We start from the raw sequence: 16,570 nt of genomic DNA, 5'->3' as shown, positions 1-16,570 counted from the left end.
ACGACGGCGAATATAACTGTTAGGCCCAGAGTTAGCGCTGCGAGCAGGAGGTCTGTGAGCTTGCCTATCGGCGCCAAGAGAGGCTGCGTGTGCTCCAGTGGACATAAGATAACGCCGTGAGGGCGTTGATGACAAGTTCATGAAACAGGAGACCGCCAGCACCGCGGAAATACTTTCCGCATTGCTAGATATTGCTCGACACCTTTACGACCTTGGACCGAATAAGTGGATTTGCTACCCTGCATTTTCCGATTGGTTGGAGCTTCTTGAGTGAAGGAGGAGGGAAATGCCTTCATTATATGTGCAGTATGGAAGTGGATTTTCCCCGGGAAGCGGTTGGCGCAATTTTGATGCTTCCCCTACTCTTCGAATTGAGCGTCTTCCTATAGTAGGATCGGTGTTGGGAAGCATATCGGGAAATCCTCAAACATTTCCCAGCTCCGTAGAATATGGCGACATTTGCAAGGGGCTGCCCATTGCGGACGGGACGGTTCGCGGGGTTTACGCATCTCATGTTCTTAATATGCTGAGCTATGATGAGTTTCGCGATGCGATTAAAAATACGTTTCGGATGTTAAGTTCTCGCGGCCTTTTTCGCCTTGTCGTGCCCGATCTCGAAGAGCGGGCGCGCCGTTATGTTCAAGCTGTTTCCAATGGCAACTCCGATGCTAATGCCGCTTTTATGAAAGCGACGCATCTTGGAATAGAGGAAAGAGCTAAAGGATTTTTAGGCCGGGCTCGCACCGTCTATGGACGGACTTCATCTTTGTGGATTTGGGATGAACCGTCCATGAAGTTTCATCTCGAGCGGACGGGTTTTGTTGATGTTAGACGCTGTGATTTTGGCGACTCCGATGATCCGATGTTTGCACGAGTTGAAGAGACAGGCCGCTTTTTTGATCCAGCGATTGGAATGAGAGAACTAGCGATTTCTGCCCGGAAGCCTTAGCGCTTCTGTACGCAGCTCAAAAAGGCAGCGACGCGGCGCTGATTCCGCTCGGAAGCGTTAGAAGAGATGCGGCCTCATCGACAAGTTTTTTTCGGGGAAGTAGATCGCGCAACCCTGAGGAGCGTGGAAAACGCCGAATCGGCCTCAATTTCTGCTCCTTCGATCTGTTGAGGGACAGTTCCTTTACTCCCAGAGACGAGAATAAAATCGAATGTACGCGCGAATGGGGTGAGCCTCTGTCGCCCCCCTTCGCCAACCGCTTCCAGCAGGACCTTGAACGGAAGTGCCCCCAATGACGCAGCACGATCCGTCGTAGCGTAAGTCGGCCTCAGCACTAACGGCTGCTGACCCCGGTAAGCAAAAAGCGCTGGCCAGTATGCATCCTCGTCGATAACGGCCCACGCACCCAAATGGCCGTAAATTCCATACCGAACGAACGCCAACTCACGGTATCTCGGCACCGCATTGCCATCAGTTCTAAGTGCGCTGATTACGCGCCCACCAGCAGGCACACATCCGAGCACATGTCGTGTATCTGCGATATCATGCCCTGCCTGGTTCCACGCTATTGTCACAGCAAAAATTTTGACGGTGGCCGCGCCGGCGAGTAGCGCTGCTGATCTCACCAACAAGCCACCATCGAACGCCGGGATAAAGCCAGCGAAAATCAGCATCCAGGCCATGACTGCAAATCGGACGTCGACCCAATATCCCGACTTCACAGCTAGCGGCGAGGCCGCAAATAGTAGACAGCACACAGCGCAAGCCCCAACTGATGCAGGATCGAATTGCAGACGCTTTCGCGCCGCCGCCAATGCAAGTACCCCCAATGAACATAGAGCCACCACAAAATCCACGGACGGATAATAGCTTGCGATTGGGAGAAAGAGCCGACGCCACTTTTCTGACCAGCCCCATATTACACCTGTGTCTACGGCGCTGATGTCTGAAATGAAGTAAAGGGCGAGTGGAATGACAACCAATACGAGAGCTGGGGGCAGTCGTGTCGCCATCAAACGGACCAGCGCTGAAGGGCCTGTCGCATTGCGCACAACGACCGTCGTTTCTTGCGCGCCGATCAGCAGCAATGCGAGGATCGCGCCGTCCAGATGGGTAAACCAGATCGCGACCATGGCGTGACCGACAACTATTGCCGCGGTCAAAGGGTGGGACTCGCGAAGAGCTCGCCAGGCGGCGGCCGCCAAAAATGCTAACCCACAGGCTAGGCTGAAATTGACGAAGCCAAAGAGGAACAGGCCGTTGTACGCCGTTAGTACAGCGCCGAGAGACCACCAGCTCCAACGACCAAAAACGACGCGCGAATACAGTACTGTTCCGAGGATATCGACCGCGATAACAATCGCAAGAAGGATGCGTCCGGCGACAGCTGGCTCGAACAGGCGAAGCAACCCGATGAGTAAGATATCTCCGCCGAGATTTGGCACAATCGTCCAGTTCGCAGAGTAGAAGCGACTGACTCGAAGTAGCTCGCCGCCATTGAGGACCACATCTCGCGCCAGATGATTGGGGTAATCGACGAGGGGCGGAATCTCATTGAAAAGTAGCGGAAGCAATCCTAGGAAGAGTGAGCCGACGATCAGCAAAGCGCCGATCGGTGCCCAATCTTCCCTTCTCAAAATATCGAGCAAGCTATCGGATTTTCTCGGAATGGCCGAGGACGTTTTTACTGCGCGCAAGGAACTTTGATTGCTGTCGCCGAGTAGGACCGGTTGACTGATGCTAACCTGAGGATTGCTGTTGCGTTGCTCCGACATCTACGCAATCAACTCAGAGTTCATTATAGCTGATGAACTCCGTGGGAAATCCGAGGTATCGCCACCATTCTCCAGTCAGCAGACGAGTTTCGTCGACATACCCATCGTTACCCGGATGCACCATCAGTTCGACCACCGTAAACTTCCCTGCTAACCGCTCACCGTTGTTGTGGAAGCAGGCGAGTGATGTGAACCCCTCTGTCGTTCGCGTCGGGATGTATTTTTGTAGGGCGACGTTCCAGATAAATTTCCTGGCGAGGAGCAAGGGCGGGGCAGGTAAATCCGGGGGATAGATATTCATCGTCTGGCGCACCTTGCGCAGCCCGTATCTCCGTTGGAGGCGCTTTAAAACCATAAACACGCCTGGCACTGTATGCATGTGATGATGGCTGTCGATGTGACTTACATGCACGGATGCGGACTGAACCCTCTCGATCTGCGCAGACCATTCATTCAACAGCGCTGTTCTTAGCGAGCCATCAATTCTAACTTCGCGGAGCCTGTTCCCAGCGAAGCAGCCGTCTGCATTGAGAATTGGTCGCAATCCGACGTCATTTGTAATTGGGCGCCACTGCGAGGCATTTAAGTGCACGCCGAATGAACAGCGCGGAAACGCGCGCGCACGCTCTATGGCATCTTCGAAAGCTTCTCCGTTCGCCAGGAGAGTGGCCGAGGTCACGCGTCCCGCCGCCATGTGCGCAAAAATGGCATCATTTACTTGCCGGCTCATGCCGAGGTCGTCGGCGTTGACAATTATTTTCATATCGGCGTCCTGTAGAAGCCTTCGCTGCTACAGCATCGCTGTCGACAACAGTCGCGTCGATGGTCGCCATCAAGGCGCACAATGCGACCCGCAGAAGATTCCATTCAAGCCGAGCAGCAATATTCGATACCGGTCACAATGCCATCAGCGGCAGCCGTGATGCTAAATTTCTTTGACAGCGCGCTGATTGCCTCCTGCGAGGGCGGATCCGCAAACGTCATTTTGATTGCAGCGGCCAAATCATGGACATTGCCCCGTTGGTAGGTTCTTCCGACCCAACCGTCCGACGCGAGATCCGGCGCACATCCGCAAGCATCAGAAATTATAATTGGGCGGTTACAAGCAAGCGCCTCGTTGGCAACGAGGCCCCATGTTTCGTGTTCTGAAGGCAAAACAAGGACGTCCGAAGCGGCATAGGCTGCAGGCATATCCTGCTGATTGCAGAATCCCAAGAGGTGAATCGGAACACTGGCCGACCGCGCCGCCAGTTTGATCTCCTCCTTGAGATTACCGTCGCCGGCCACTAAGATTTCTACGTCCGAACCGTCGGCTCTAATGATCGCAATCGCAGCGATAAGATCGAGCGGTCGCTTTAATGATACGAGCTTTCCGGCAAGTAGTGCGACCTTGGTCTGGGTTGGAATGCCAAGCTTCGTGCGCAATTTGGCGCGCGCTTGACCACTTGCTCTGGCGGCAAACCAAGTGGCATCAATGCAATGGGGCGAGAAAAAGAGGCGGCTCGAAGGATAACCGTAACTCTCGTAATACTGGCGGGAGCGCTGTCCGACATAAAGCGCCGCATCGTATTGGCGCAGAAACGGGGGATATAGGAGCGCCTTGCAGGCCCGCTTTATCCATGATCGTGGAATGTGCAAATGGCTATCGCCCCGTACCAGGACGGGCAATCTGATCCGCTTAGCCCAACAGAGCGCCTGCAGGAAGCTCTTCAAATGCCACCCCATAATGAGCAGTGCATCGAAACGCCCTTCGCGCAACCGACAGCCAACCTCAGGCGTATCGCAGCCCGAGAAATGGTCCGTGCCGGGCGTGCTGGAAACATTGGTCAGAAAATCGTTGGCATAGCCTCCGATGAGGTCAACGTCCCATTCAAACGGAATGCCGAAACCTGCGTTTGCCTGCTGTTGGGACGTCGCCTTGTGCGCGAAATACACATGGAGATCGACCCGGCGCGCCAACTCTCGAAATAGGGGAGCATAGTACTGGATCGGGTGCGACGTCAGAACAGCAAGGCGTTTCTGCCCTTTGCATTTGCCTTGCTCTCGCAAATCTCTGGTCGTTGCTCCGCGCGGCGAAAGTCTATCCATTGTTAAATTTGGGTGGGCATAGTTATGAGATCACGTCGCTTAGTCAGCTTTGCCGGCACTCCCTGATAGACGCTCCAGGGCTCGAGATTGATTGTTCCTACACTTCCCATGGATAGAACTGCTCCCTCGCCTACAACCACGCCCGGAGCGACGGATGCGCGTGCCGCGATCCATGCGCCGTCCCTAATCGAAATCGATTGGGTGATGAGATCGAACGATGGCGAATTCCAGTTATGACTTCCGGTGCAGATATATGCGCCCTGCGAAAGGCAGCAATTATCGCCTATGACGACATGATCGAGGTTATCGATCCAGACGTCTTCGCCAATCCAGCTATCGCTGCCAATGCATAGCCTCCAGGGAAATTTGACCCGTACGCCCGGTTTGATCGCAACTCGCTTTCCGACGCGTGCTCCAAAAAGTCGCAAAAACAAACGCCTGTGGGCGCTTCCTGGCAGCTTCGATTCTATAAAGAGAGCGCTCGTAATCAGCCAAAGCAACTCCACCAGTCTCGGGCGTCCGCGACAGAACTGTGAGTTGTCAAAACGGCGGAGGCATATTTTCATAAGCGTTCATTCAGTGATTCAGAATTGCCAATTTTGCAGTCATTCCACATCGGAATACGCCAAAGAAGATGTCCGGCGGCGTGAATTGAACAAGGTCCGCCTTCAGGTCCCTCTCTCTCCCAGATGTTCGGCAACCTCAGACGGTGTCACTTCGCGCGGGGATGGTCCGCTGCTCTACGCACGCGTGCGTGCGTAATTTCTAAAGCGATCAGTGCTTCGGCTATGGTGCGCTGCAGAACGTAGAACCAACCGTGCCACCCATCGAAAATGCAGCGCTTGATTAGCAGTGTATAAAGAAAAACGAATATCGGTGCAGGCCAGGCCAACCGTCGAATTTTATCTGAGAGACGAAGGCTTGACCGCGGAGCATCTAGAAGGAAGTCCGCCTCCAGCTTTGCATACTTCTGCTGCGAAGTGATCCAGCGCGACAGCGATTTCCGGTCGTCGTGGTAGGCTCGGTTGCGCAAATCTGCAACCCTGCCATTAATATGAAGGCGCTGTGTGTGCCCTGATTGCGCATATTTCGCACCATCCCGGCGAAACAGAATACTCACCGCTGGATAGAGTGTGCCCGATAACAGGCGCCCGAATACGCAGTATTTGAAGTGAGCGCGATAAGCAACAACGTCCGATTTCGGACTCAAGCCGGCGATTTCATCAACTAATTCCACCGGAAAGACATAGTCGGCATCTAGCGCCAAAACCCACGACGTGGAAATCCCGCACTGGGTGAGGCCAAAGTTCCATTGTGATGCATGAGAATCGAACTCCCTAATCAAGAGCCGTGCATTGCTGAAAGTGCCTATCATTTTTATAGTCTGATCGTTACTCTCGCTATCGAGCACGACGACGGACGGAAACCGGGAAAGTGCGCCTAGCGATCGGCCGATATTGGCCTCTTCATTGTATGTCAGAACCAAAACAGTAATTTCATCAAGAAAACTCAATCGCCAACTCCATAAGTGGAAATGGCGACGTTTGAATAAAGCTGCTTGAGGGCCGTGGCCATGGCCTCCGTTGAATAATTGCGTAACGCGTGATCGCGTGCTTGCATTCCCATCTCTCGGCGAAGCGCGTCATCCGCCAAAAGACGCATTATACCGTCCGCTATATCATTTTGTCTGGCCGCCACCACAAATGCGGCGCCATCGTCCGCGGCGCCATTGGCGATCGCGACACCCTCCCCCAAAACACAAGCGATTCCCGCGAGCATTGCTTCAACTGCAGCGATACCGAAATTTTCCGATGCCGATGGCAGAACGAAAACATCTGCCCTGGCAAAAGCTTCATCCTTCCGCTGTCCCATTACGTGCCCCAGCCACAACACGCGATCACGCACACCAAGAGAGGATGCGCGGCTTTTTAGGCTATCAACGTAAGCTTGCTTTCCCGAACCAGCGATGACCAACACCACCGAGGCATTCTTCCGAAAAATAGCAGCAAACGCGTCAAGCAACATTTCGACGTTTTTCTTCGAGTCTAGTCTGGACAAGAATAGGATCACTTTTTGCTCTTCAAGAAGCGGGTACTCGCTTTCAAGCCGACAGGGATTGCCTTGTTCCGCATCCTCTACCCCCAACGGGATAACGACACCGTGCATCTCAATCTCAAGCTCTCTCGCTTCCTCCAATTCTTTATCGCTCGTGAAATGGACGGCGGCCGCCCTTCGCAACAGCGGTGCTTCGATGAGCGCCAGAGACACCGGCTTTAACAATGCACGTTGCGTCAAACCATAGTTCGTGAGAGTTCCAAGCGGGCGCACAATAAAAGGCACTCCGCGTAGGCAGGCGATCACCCCTGCCGCGACACTCGAAAATGAAAACAGCGCATGAATATGTACTGCATCGAAACTTCTAATATTGCTCCATAACCACGGCACAATTCCGGGAGCGAATTTATATAGGTTAGCGCGCTTACGAGCGTAAAAGCGAATGATCTTTCCGCCGCCGCTTGCAATTTCTTCGTATTTCGGCCCTCGATTATTTTGTCCATCGTCTGTTGTCGCGGTCACCACGGTGACGCCGACTGCAGTTAATGCGCGCTCCATAATGGCAATTGCTCGACTGGGTCCGCCCTCGCTGGCTGCTATCGAAGGAATAACGTGAAGAATTTTCACGTGCGCGCCCTATCTCTGGGGCAGAACCTGAAGCCAAGGGAAAAATCTGGGGGCGATAAATCTCACCAAGAGATAGCTCACTAATACGGAGACAATAACGCCCCCAAACACCTTGGTAATACTTGTCTCTGCGAACAATCCTCCCAGGAGAGTTGCCGAAGCTAATCCCATACCCAGCACTCCGCGAGAATAAATCATAGTCAGCATCCACCGGTAATATTTCCCATAGAAAATGCCTAAAGCCAGTATCGGCGCCATCATACCGATTTGGCCAAAGTCGATATAAGCTTCGCCGAAATAGCCGATGCTGATCGACGTCCCCCTGTCAGCTCCAGAAACGCCAAGGCCGGTGTATTTATTTGTGCGCGCCGAGTCGTCGATGATCGCTTTATCGGGAAAAAAAAGCCTCGGCATAAACGGCCGAACAATCGCATCGCCCCATAACGCGCCATTTTCATGGGGCGCAACTCTCGGCACATATTCGAGTACGGCGCCAAAAAAACCAACGTAAGTGAGCCGCTCGACGAGATCATTCGAAGCAGCCGTTAGCGCCTGCATATCCAAAGAACCAATTAACTCCGCGAGTTTGGACATCCTTTCTCCATAGCCCACCGTTACAATTTGGGCATTTTGGCCGCCGTTGACAAAAGAGCGATAGCTTGGCTTCACGGCTGTCCAAACGAGACCGAAGAACAGCAGAGTTATAAAAATCAGTCCGATAGCGAATGCAGAAGCAAGAGAAAGTCGGACCTTCGCAGCCGCGGCTGCCAAAATCGTCACAATGAATACTGTTTTAAAATCTGAAAAGAAGCCTCCTATTCCCCACACCAATTCGAGCGCAAACGCAACCAGGAAAAAATACTTTGGGCTGTTCCTCTGACAAAAAGTCGAGAAACCAAGCAGCAAAAAAAATGCCCATTTGATAACAGCCATCGCCAGCAACGGTTGCGCAAGACCAGGGAGTTCGTAAGCAAAAGCTTCGCAGATTGCGGCCGCTGCGAACGCAAGCGCATACAATCGAAAAAAAGCTATGACTTTGTTAGCCGATGCCATATGGCGCGCTAAAGCACCATACTTTGGCAGCCATCGACCTGCCCCGAGACGCATGCCAATCACGAGTGACAACAAACCTAGTTGCGATAAAAAGACTGCCTGCTCAACGTCGGAATTGAAGCCGACGGTCCGATTGACATCGATCCCTAGTATGTTCGCCTGAAACGTTGCTATAGATATTTGAATCCACTGGACCGCAAAAATCAGAAGAAGAATAGGCGGCTCCCCGGGTCGCCAGAGCAGAGCTGTTCCGAGAAGTAGAACTGCCAAAGCAAGCGAAGCCAACAGAAGATTTGGGCCAATTCCACAAAATGCAAAAATTACCGCCGCTATAGGCAAGATGACTTTTGGCATCCCGGCCCGAGCGCCTAGCGCAGTCACGTGCGTTGAATTCATCTAATGCTTTCGCTCCCGATGCGATCAGCATGTACGCCAACTACAAGATCCGGGCTCCAATTTTGCGCCGGCTCCGCCGATTCCCTTCTGCTGCGAATGGAATTCGGAGATACTCCCCCATAAGCTGGATTGGGCCATCTGTAGAATTTACCGCCTTTCATTTGTGACCGCTCGAAAAACGTCAGCGAAGCGCTTTGCGATCGCGGGAGCTTCGAAAACCGCGTATGCGCCCTTGTTGGCGGGCTCAAAAGCAACACGCGGGCTTGTCAATTTTATCAGCGCTTCCTCAATGCGAGGCACAAGGCTGGAAAGATCGGCCCCACCTTCAAAAGCTAAAGCTATTCCCCCACCAGCCTTAGCAAGAACTGCGTGGCCACTGCTCTCGCTGTGGAAGATCGATAGATACGGCCTTCCCGACATAAGCGCAGGGTAGATTTTTGACGCTGTATAGTGGGGCTCGTCGGACCCTATCAAGAGCACGCCATCGGACAGCGCCAGCACGGCGAGAGCCTGCAGGTAGGGCAGCCGCTCAGGAATCTCCTTCACGGCGTCACCTACACCGAGTTCGTATGCGAGGGGCATTACGCCAAACTTGGCACTTGCCCTCGGTTGATTGCTCGTCCCGACGAAATTCAATCGAATAACATTGCCGATACTCGGCTGTTCGCGACGCAAGGAAGCAAAAGCTTCGAACAGAGCACGAACCAAAGCGCCAGATCTGGGCATATAGGTCCCAACAAAACTGAGATTGATTTTGGTGGGGTCTAGAATTCCATCAGGCAGGGGTTGCTGCCTGGAGCGAATAAACTCGAAGTCGTCTGGATCACCGCCAATGGGAATTGCCGCCATTCGCGATGACTCGAACCAAGGATATCGCGTCGCCATCTCAGCATTCTGAACCGCAGATACCGAAGTTACGAACGCGGCTGCCCGAAGTGCGCGCGGTTCAAGAATTTTAGCAAGACGATGCGAAATTCCGGCTTTAGACGCCAACGGCTGCCGCGAACCCCAGTTCGACACCCATGGATCTTGGAAATCCAGGACCACCGGCAGATGAAATTGCCGGCTGATTGCCGGAGCGAACATCATGGGATAGAAGGGCGCGCCGGTTATGAGGACCAACTTTATATCCCTTCGCCTCATCAATTGGAATATGGCGCGTCTGATCGAGATCCAAGCGCGTAGGGTGATATCGCCCAGCCCAAAAAGACGCGAGAAATTCGCCGGAAGCGCTGCGCACTTCAATATTTCAGTGGACGATGGCACTAGTTCAGCGAGTTCGGGATCGAGCCGATGTTCGTGTTGCATCTCATCGACGCACATCACAATTGGTGTCCATCCGGTTGCAGGCAGATGCTTAGCAAGGTGCCGCGCTCGATGGACGCCTGCCACCGTACTTGGAGGAAAATAGGGAGATAGGATCAGCATCTCCCGCATCGACGGCGGCAAAGCCGCCGGAGCTCTTTCGTGCACAATCGTTGAGCCCGCTAGCTCCACGCGGTGTCGCTCATCAACGAGCTATCACGCCTGACGAACACAAAATCACCCTGCCGAGGCCGGTTGTCGCGAGGGCGCGCGTACAGGGATGCAATGTCGTAGAGGTCAAATCCATGTTCGTTCAGAAAATCCACCAGCTCAACGATGGAAGGTTCAAACGACTGAGCGTAGAATGACACTTCCGTTAATACGACATCGGAGCACCGCAGCGTTGCGATCGCACCCCGCAGTGCCTCCATCTCAAATCCCTGCAGATCCAGTTTAATGAGGATCTTGTCGTCTGCAGAGATGGTCCCCTCCAAAAGATGATCCAGGGTATCCGCCGGTACTGCCTCTGAATCGATGCTCTTCACATTCTCTTGGTTGTCGATATGGGCTCCCGTCGAGACGGAATTGCCATCCGTAGCAAGACGCAAACTCTCACCGGCATCTGCCGGCGAGCAGAGCGCAACCGGATGCAGAACGAACCCGGGTTGAGCCGCCAAGCTGCGCAATGCGGGTTGGCACGCACCCTGCGGTTCAACGAGGTGAATTACGGCATCGGGAAAAACCCGTCGCATATCCTGGGCAAACGAACCCACATTTGCTCCGCCGTCGACCACCTGCTTGGGCCTGTATCCCCGCCGATGGAGGGATTCCAATGCTTCGGCTATCGCTTGAAACCGGTTTATCGAATGACCTCGGACAATTCGATAAGGCGTTTGACGCAACAAGGACCCGACCAACCGCTTCAGCTCCACTCAGTGCTGCTCCTGCTTTGCCTGTGTGATACGGCCCGGAAACAGTTTGCTAGGCGTTGTAGTGCTCGCGAAATCGCTCGCCGGTATGATCGTCGAGACATTTCCACCAATCCGAATGCATTTTTCGCGACCTCAGCACGGTCCAAGGCACTTCAGGTCTCCGGAGGCTGCTCTTGGCTAGCCGCAGCCAATCGACTGGTCGCGCAAAGCGGAGCAGATGACGGCACTTCGGCTCTACAAGTGCCGCGAAAAGGAGAGCCGCGGTTGTCGGCGGCCGGTTTACACGACATTCGGAGAACAGCGCCGACAGATTTATGTCAGCGCGTTTCGCATGCTTCAAATACGTGGCGGCAAGGATCGTCTGCGTGAGTATCCAATCGGCGTGTCCCTTTGAGCGCGCGGTGTCTAACGTTCTCGAAAACGTGGCGTAGGGAGTCGGCACATAAAGAATTGGGAAGGGTATCATGCGCTCGCGAAATGGTTCTATTGCCGCGATTGGCCAATCGGCAGGGGTGATATAATTTTGGTTCGTGCGGGTCCGCAGCAGCATTGCCCCGATTGAGTGGAGCGCGCCAAAGATTTGGCGTCGGTCGGCGAACGCATAGAGTCGAGGTAAATCTGAGCTGCTGCCGGGGCCTACAAAAGTGCCGGTGTCACGCCAAGAACCGTCGAGCTGCTCTTCCCACACATATTGATTGCACCAGGCCATCGTGACGTCTGGGTGTCGCTCCATCTCGGCGAGCATCGCCGATAGGAATTGCGGTTCCCACCAGTTGTCATCTTCGAGCAAGCTGTAGAACGCCTCCTTCTTCGGCCCAAAAAATAAGTTGAAGGTCCGCGTCGGCCCGAGATTATTGTTATGACTGACGATATCGATGCGAGGGTCGTTGAACTGCCTCACCAGTTCTGCGGGGTGGGAGTCGGCGGGGTCATCGTTGTGAACCTCGCAGCTCCAGTCGGTAAACGTCTGAGCGCGTAGGCTGTCCAGCGCTCGGCGCAAAAGAGCGGGTCGGCGATAAGTCGGGACGAAGACTCGAACCACGGCAGACGGTGCAACAGCGTCACTAGCCACGGGCGCTCTGAACGGCGTGCGAGGAGAAGCTTGTCTTGTTCACTGAGCGAATTGCCCTGCGACGGACTCCAGCAAGGTTTTTTGCTCCACTTCCCAATTAAACCTCGTTTTTCCGAGGCCCCAGGATCTGGACCGCGCCTCCGTCAGCTTATCTTGGTTGAGCAGTAGGTTATCCAGAACCGTCGCCAGAGCAGAGGCATCATTTGTTTCGTAGAGAAATACTGCGCCTTCAGTGTCGCCTGAAAGCTCAGCATGAGCTGCAATCTTCGACGCCACCACGGGCAGACCAGCCAATAGGTAGCTGAAGAGCTTGTTGGTAAGCGCTATCCGCCTATTTTTTGTCTCTCCTACCTCGCTCACCAAGCCGACATCGTAAGCGGCTGCTAATCGCTCCATGTCTCGCGGTGAAGCTGGCGCGAGAAAATGGATACGCTCACTTACGCCAGCCTCCCTTGCCAGTTTTTGCAGGCATTCGAGATAACCCGGCATCATATTTCCGCGCAGGTAGAGGTGCGGCCGCGACTGTGCGAGTGCGATTGCCTGCACCGCGCATTCCAATCCGCGGTTCGGCCCGATCGTTTGTGAAAACCAATAGAGGGAGGGTCCCGGCGTCGCGGTGCCGCGTGGTGTCGGAGCCGGTGGGGCGTGGCTTCGCGGGAATACGTTTAGAATAACGGTCGGTCTTCGACTCCCGTAACGCTCCGCGTAAGCGTCGGCGATTCCCGGCGACGCAGCGGTCAAGTGTTGGCAGAACGGCAGATAGCGACGTTCAATTTGACCAACCAATTCGCGGTCGAGAGCGTTCCGTGCGTCATCTGGATAATCGCCACAATGAAAATCCTCGGCATCGAAGCCAAGCTTTGCGCCGTGGCGTGCGGCTGCGCGAGCGGCCGCCGGCAATGCAGCAACGTAATGGGCGATGTAGAGTTCAGCCGGAACGCGAAAAGCTGCAGATGTTAGTTCCGGTGTTATGGAATGTATGGCGCGTTCGAGAACCGATCCTCTCGGTCCAAACTGGGCTACGTATTTTCGCGCTGCGTGGCGGCGCAATGTTTGCCAGACATAGGTGGATCTAGGTGATCGCGGACCGAATGGAATTTTATGAACCGGCTGCCAAGGCCTGTCGGCAAATTCCTCGTCCGCCTTGGAGGCCCAATCCAGGTAGTCGGCGGCGATCACGGATACGCGATATCCGGCCGCCGACAATGCGTCCGCCTCCTTCACGATACGCGGGTTCGTCGCCAGGTGACCGGGCGTGATGAGGCAAATGCGGTCACGCTTTTTCATTGATAGACGTATTTGGTCCGCAGCGGCGCCTTTTCCCGCATTTGCTGATACAGGGCCGTGTATCCGCCGACTAAGGCGTCGCCGCTGAAAAGTCGCTCGGCACGAGCGCGGCATGCGCGCCGGTCAATTTCCGTTAAACGTCCGACGGCGGCCACGAGTCCTGCAAGCTCGCCTCGGACAAAGCCTGCGACGCCGTCGTCGACGACTTCCGGGACCGCCCCCCTATCGAAGCCAAGCACGGGCGTTCCACAGGCGAGCGCTTCCGCCATAACGATTCCGAACGGCTCCTCCCATAGGATTGGCATCAGCAGCGCCCTCGCCGAACCAAGCAGAGCGTTTTTCTGAAGATCGTCGACCGGCCCAATATACCGCACGCGTTCGGCATCGATGTTAGGTGCAATCTCGCGATCAAAGAAGGCGCTATGCTCGTCTGGAATGTTACCGGCGATGACGAGCGAAGCGCCTGCTCGCTTTGCAAGCTCGATGGCAAGGTGGGGACCTTTAATGGGCTCGATCCGACCAAGAAACACGAGTGGAGCGTCAGGAGGAACTGCGGACACGAATTTGTAAGTATCCATGTCGACCCCGTTATAGACGACGTGCCAGCGACCGATGCGGCCCGCGTCTCCCTCAATCATCCGATGACTGATTGCACAAAAGTCCATGCTGCCTCTCGAAAGTGCATGGCCGAGACGTACCGAACGAGATGAAATAGGGCGCTGGTAGGTCATCAACTTAGGAACCGATAACGGCAATATCGGCATCAGGTAGGCAACGCGCGAAAAGCTATGAACGATATCGTAGCGGCCGCCCACGATGTGCCGCGTCAGGAGCAACGTGTTTTTGGCCGCATCCGCAACCGATCCGCTGATCCGTCCCAGCCATGGTACCAGTCGCCCAGCGCTAGATGACTCCGGGTGCGCGAAGAGCGTGACATCGTGCCCGCGCGAGACGAGGCCGCGAACGAGCAGGTCGACAATCCGTTCGATACCCCCGTAGAGCCGAGGGGGAACGGGAAGCTCGGGATCGGCAGTTATTGCAATTTTCATAAGAGTATTGCGCCAGCCGCCGAGGTCGCAGGAGAGGCCCGGCGTGACGCTGCGTTGAGCTTCAGCCGTTCGGCTAGCCGTTGCGCGCGACGCGCCGCGCGCCAACCGATCCACTTGCGAAGACGGTGAAAACCTGGTGGACCGCTGGGTAAGAGGTTGGCGCCGCCGAGTTCGGCGGCACGCACGCGAACCTTAGCACGAAGATCCGGATGTGCAGGATAGTAGGTATACTCAAAATCGTGCAGCAGGTTTGCGCAGGCAAGACGCGTACGCGCGCTGTTCTCTGCATCAAGCAGGTGCTGCGTTCCAAGCATGAGTGACAGAAATGCCGATTCTACAGCCTTGCGGCTTCGACGACCTGAGAGACTGCCCGCTAAGCCAGAGCGATAGTATAGACGCGCACCTGGGGTGAAAAGAATGTCAGCTACGTTCAGTATCACGCGAGTGAAAAACTCGAAATCGTTGACGAGTGAGAGCCGTTCATCCCAAAGGCCACTCCGATCCAAGACCTCACGGGGGATGAGCCAGAGAGCACACTGCATCATCGGTTGTGCCGAAACCCATTCCTGAACAAGCCAGTCCACTGGCGTCGCATCGCGGTACATCGGATGCATCTCGAACTGGGCTGCTAAAAGTTCGCCGTCGTAGAAGCGCGCCCATTCACCTAGGGCGACGGCGTCTGGGCGCCCAGCGAGCCGCATCACCTGCCGCTCAATCATGTCCGGCGATATTATGTCGTCCGCATCGAGAAACTTCACTAACTCGCCGCTTGACACCTCGAACCCTCGATTTGCCGCTGCACATTGCCCTCGATTGCTCTGACTGATTACTTGGACACCTCGCGGCTCGAAGCTGCGAAGTATTTCGAGGGTTGTGTCAGTCGAACCGTCATCGACTGCAATGATTTCGATTTCACGCCAAGTCTGCGCCAACACGCTCTCCAGCGCAGCCCCGACATAAGGAGCGGCGTTATAGCAGGGGATTAAAACGGAGACCTTCGGCACCGGCATCTGCTTCACTGCACATACGCCGGAGCGGCGCGACTGTTGCGCACCACTTCACTGGCGTCACTCAGCGCTGCATGAATGAAATACTCCGCAACTTTTTCCGGCGTCATCACATCGTCGAAGGCCGCCTGATTGTGCGCTTTGATGCGCGCGCGCTCGGCAGCAGTGATAGCCCGCAGTTCACCAGCGACGCCGTCCCAGTCGCATTCCTCGTTCCAACGGATTTGGAACCGGACCATGTCGAACCACGGTTCGAGCAAAAGACGGTCCGCAAAGATCGGTACGCCCAGCATGAGCGCCAACGTCATGATGTTTCGCCAGCCCCAGTGAAAGCCGGTAGCGGAGACTGCCAGCCGGCTCGCGGCCAACATGGCCTCGTAGTCATCGATCTCTCCTGTCTCGACCGGAAAGTCGGCCGAGGACCAGGGGAAACGATCCCCGCCGTCGACATCGGACGGCTCACTCCAACGCAATCGAGAGTGAATGTTCTTGCCGGCGTCAGCCAATTCCCTCAGCCGCATGTGGAGCGCATGCCTGTGCCGGGGCCAACCCCACATGGTGTCGAGCAAAACGATGTCATACAGAATCGCCGAGCGACGTAATTTTTCAAGCTGCCGATAGCGCAGCTCGAGTTCCAAGTACGTGACAAGCCAGGGCTCCGAGGACTTCATGCGTGAAGCGATTTTGTGGTGTGCATTCAGCAGTCGTTGAATGGCGCGCGCCCGCTGTGTCCTCGGACCCATTTCCGGACCGATTGGGACGAACGGTCGAACACGATCGAATGCAGAGCCGAATTGGCGCACGAGATCTTCCGCTCGCCTCACATAGGACTCCACCTCGAACGGCTGTTGCCAGCTGTAAGGCGGAACGAAGATCTTTTCCCTGAAGAATTTTCGATTGTAACCCGAGCAGAAATATACGTCGGCATATTCGATCAGGGGCGACATACAGAAAAACGAGTCTTCACTGTCGACG

At 55.0% G+C, this 16,570-nt stretch carries 15 protein-coding genes; 1 reads left to right on the top strand and 14 read right to left on the bottom strand.

The genetic code is table 11. The features are described 5' to 3' along the window. Window positions 1–286 precede the first annotated feature (286 nt). A complete protein-coding gene (locus tag AC1DK3_RS06555) occupies window positions 287–949 on the top strand; it encodes a class I SAM-dependent methyltransferase (RefSeq protein WP_477191453.1) in 663 nt (220 codons plus the stop codon). A gap of 74 nt (window positions 950–1,023) precedes the next feature. On the opposite strand, the gene AC1DK3_RS06550 is transcribed toward AC1DK3_RS06555, so the two are convergent. The 14 genes from AC1DK3_RS06550 to AC1DK3_RS06485 all read right to left on the bottom strand — a co-directional run bounded on the left by AC1DK3_RS06550 (window position 1,024) and on the right by AC1DK3_RS06485 (window position 16,233). After that, window positions 1,024–2,724 (bottom strand): hypothetical protein, encoded by a 1,701-nt coding sequence (locus AC1DK3_RS06550; RefSeq protein WP_477191452.1) that lies wholly within the window; start codon window positions 2,722–2,724, stop codon window positions 1,024–1,026. Between the two features lie 13 nt (window positions 2,725–2,737). Then, on the bottom strand, window positions 2,738–3,487 hold the full coding sequence (locus AC1DK3_RS06545; protein ID WP_477191451.1) for a carbohydrate deacetylase: 750 nt from the start codon (window positions 3,485–3,487) through the stop codon (window positions 2,738–2,740). 104 nt (window positions 3,488–3,591) lie between these two features. Next, window positions 3,592–4,812, bottom strand: coding sequence for a glycosyltransferase family 4 protein (locus AC1DK3_RS06540; protein ID WP_477191450.1), 1,221 nt, complete (start codon window positions 4,810–4,812; stop codon window positions 3,592–3,594). Between the two features lie 2 nt (window positions 4,813–4,814). Then, the gene (locus tag AC1DK3_RS06535; protein WP_477191449.1) at window positions 4,815–5,378 is read right to left on the bottom strand and encodes a WcaF family extracellular polysaccharide biosynthesis acetyltransferase; all 564 of its coding nucleotides are present in this window, start codon (window positions 5,376–5,378) and stop codon (window positions 4,815–4,817) included. Window positions 5,379–5,524: 146 nt separating this feature from the next. Next, window positions 5,525–6,325 carry a glycosyltransferase family 2 protein gene (locus tag AC1DK3_RS06530; RefSeq protein ID WP_477191448.1) on the bottom strand — a complete coding sequence of 267 codons (801 nt, stop codon included), beginning with the start codon at window positions 6,323–6,325 and terminating at the stop codon, window positions 5,525–5,527. Further along, window positions 6,322–7,494, bottom strand: a complete 1,173-nt coding sequence (locus AC1DK3_RS06525) for a glycosyltransferase (protein WP_477191447.1) — start codon at window positions 7,492–7,494, stop codon at window positions 6,322–6,324. Before AC1DK3_RS06525 ends, AC1DK3_RS06530 begins: the two co-directional genes overlap by 4 nt. Before the next feature lie 9 nt (window positions 7,495–7,503). After that, complete coding sequence (locus AC1DK3_RS06520; protein WP_477191446.1) at window positions 7,504–8,901, bottom strand: hypothetical protein; 1,398 nt, start codon at window positions 8,899–8,901, stop codon at window positions 7,504–7,506. Window positions 8,902–9,090: 189 nt separating this feature from the next. Then, window positions 9,091–10,371 (bottom strand): glycosyltransferase, encoded by a 1,281-nt coding sequence (locus AC1DK3_RS06515; RefSeq protein WP_477191445.1) that lies wholly within the window; start codon window positions 10,369–10,371, stop codon window positions 9,091–9,093. Window positions 10,372–10,430: 59 nt separating this feature from the next. Further along, window positions 10,431–11,180 (bottom strand): FkbM family methyltransferase, encoded by a 750-nt coding sequence (locus AC1DK3_RS06510; protein WP_477191444.1) that lies wholly within the window; start codon window positions 11,178–11,180, stop codon window positions 10,431–10,433. A 49-nt stretch (window positions 11,181–11,229) separates the two neighbouring features. Beyond that, window positions 11,230–12,222 carry a glycosyltransferase family 2 protein gene (locus AC1DK3_RS06505; RefSeq protein ID WP_477192884.1) on the bottom strand — a complete coding sequence of 331 codons (993 nt, stop codon included), beginning with the start codon at window positions 12,220–12,222 and terminating at the stop codon, window positions 11,230–11,232. A gap of 69 nt (window positions 12,223–12,291) precedes the next feature. Further along, on the bottom strand, window positions 12,292–13,539 hold the full coding sequence (locus AC1DK3_RS06500; RefSeq protein ID WP_477191443.1) for a glycosyltransferase: 1,248 nt from the start codon (window positions 13,537–13,539) through the stop codon (window positions 12,292–12,294). After that, complete coding sequence (locus AC1DK3_RS06495; protein ID WP_477191442.1) at window positions 13,536–14,588, bottom strand: glycosyltransferase; 1,053 nt, start codon at window positions 14,586–14,588, stop codon at window positions 13,536–13,538. The genes AC1DK3_RS06500 and AC1DK3_RS06495 overlap by 4 nt, the downstream gene beginning before the upstream one ends. After that, the gene (locus AC1DK3_RS06490; RefSeq protein ID WP_477192883.1) at window positions 14,585–15,598 is read right to left on the bottom strand and encodes a glycosyltransferase family 2 protein; all 1,014 of its coding nucleotides are present in this window, start codon (window positions 15,596–15,598) and stop codon (window positions 14,585–14,587) included. The genes AC1DK3_RS06495 and AC1DK3_RS06490 overlap by 4 nt, the downstream gene beginning before the upstream one ends. A 5-nt stretch (window positions 15,599–15,603) precedes the next feature. After that, the gene (locus AC1DK3_RS06485; RefSeq protein WP_477191441.1) at window positions 15,604–16,233 is read right to left on the bottom strand and encodes a hypothetical protein; all 630 of its coding nucleotides are present in this window, start codon (window positions 16,231–16,233) and stop codon (window positions 15,604–15,606) included. Window positions 16,234–16,570: the final 337 nt, after the last annotated feature.

This window comes from Hyphomicrobium sp. 01T421 (assembly GCF_056398805.1).
Note: the sequence above shows the minus strand (reverse complement) of the source record. Positions and strands in the feature narration are given on the sequence as shown.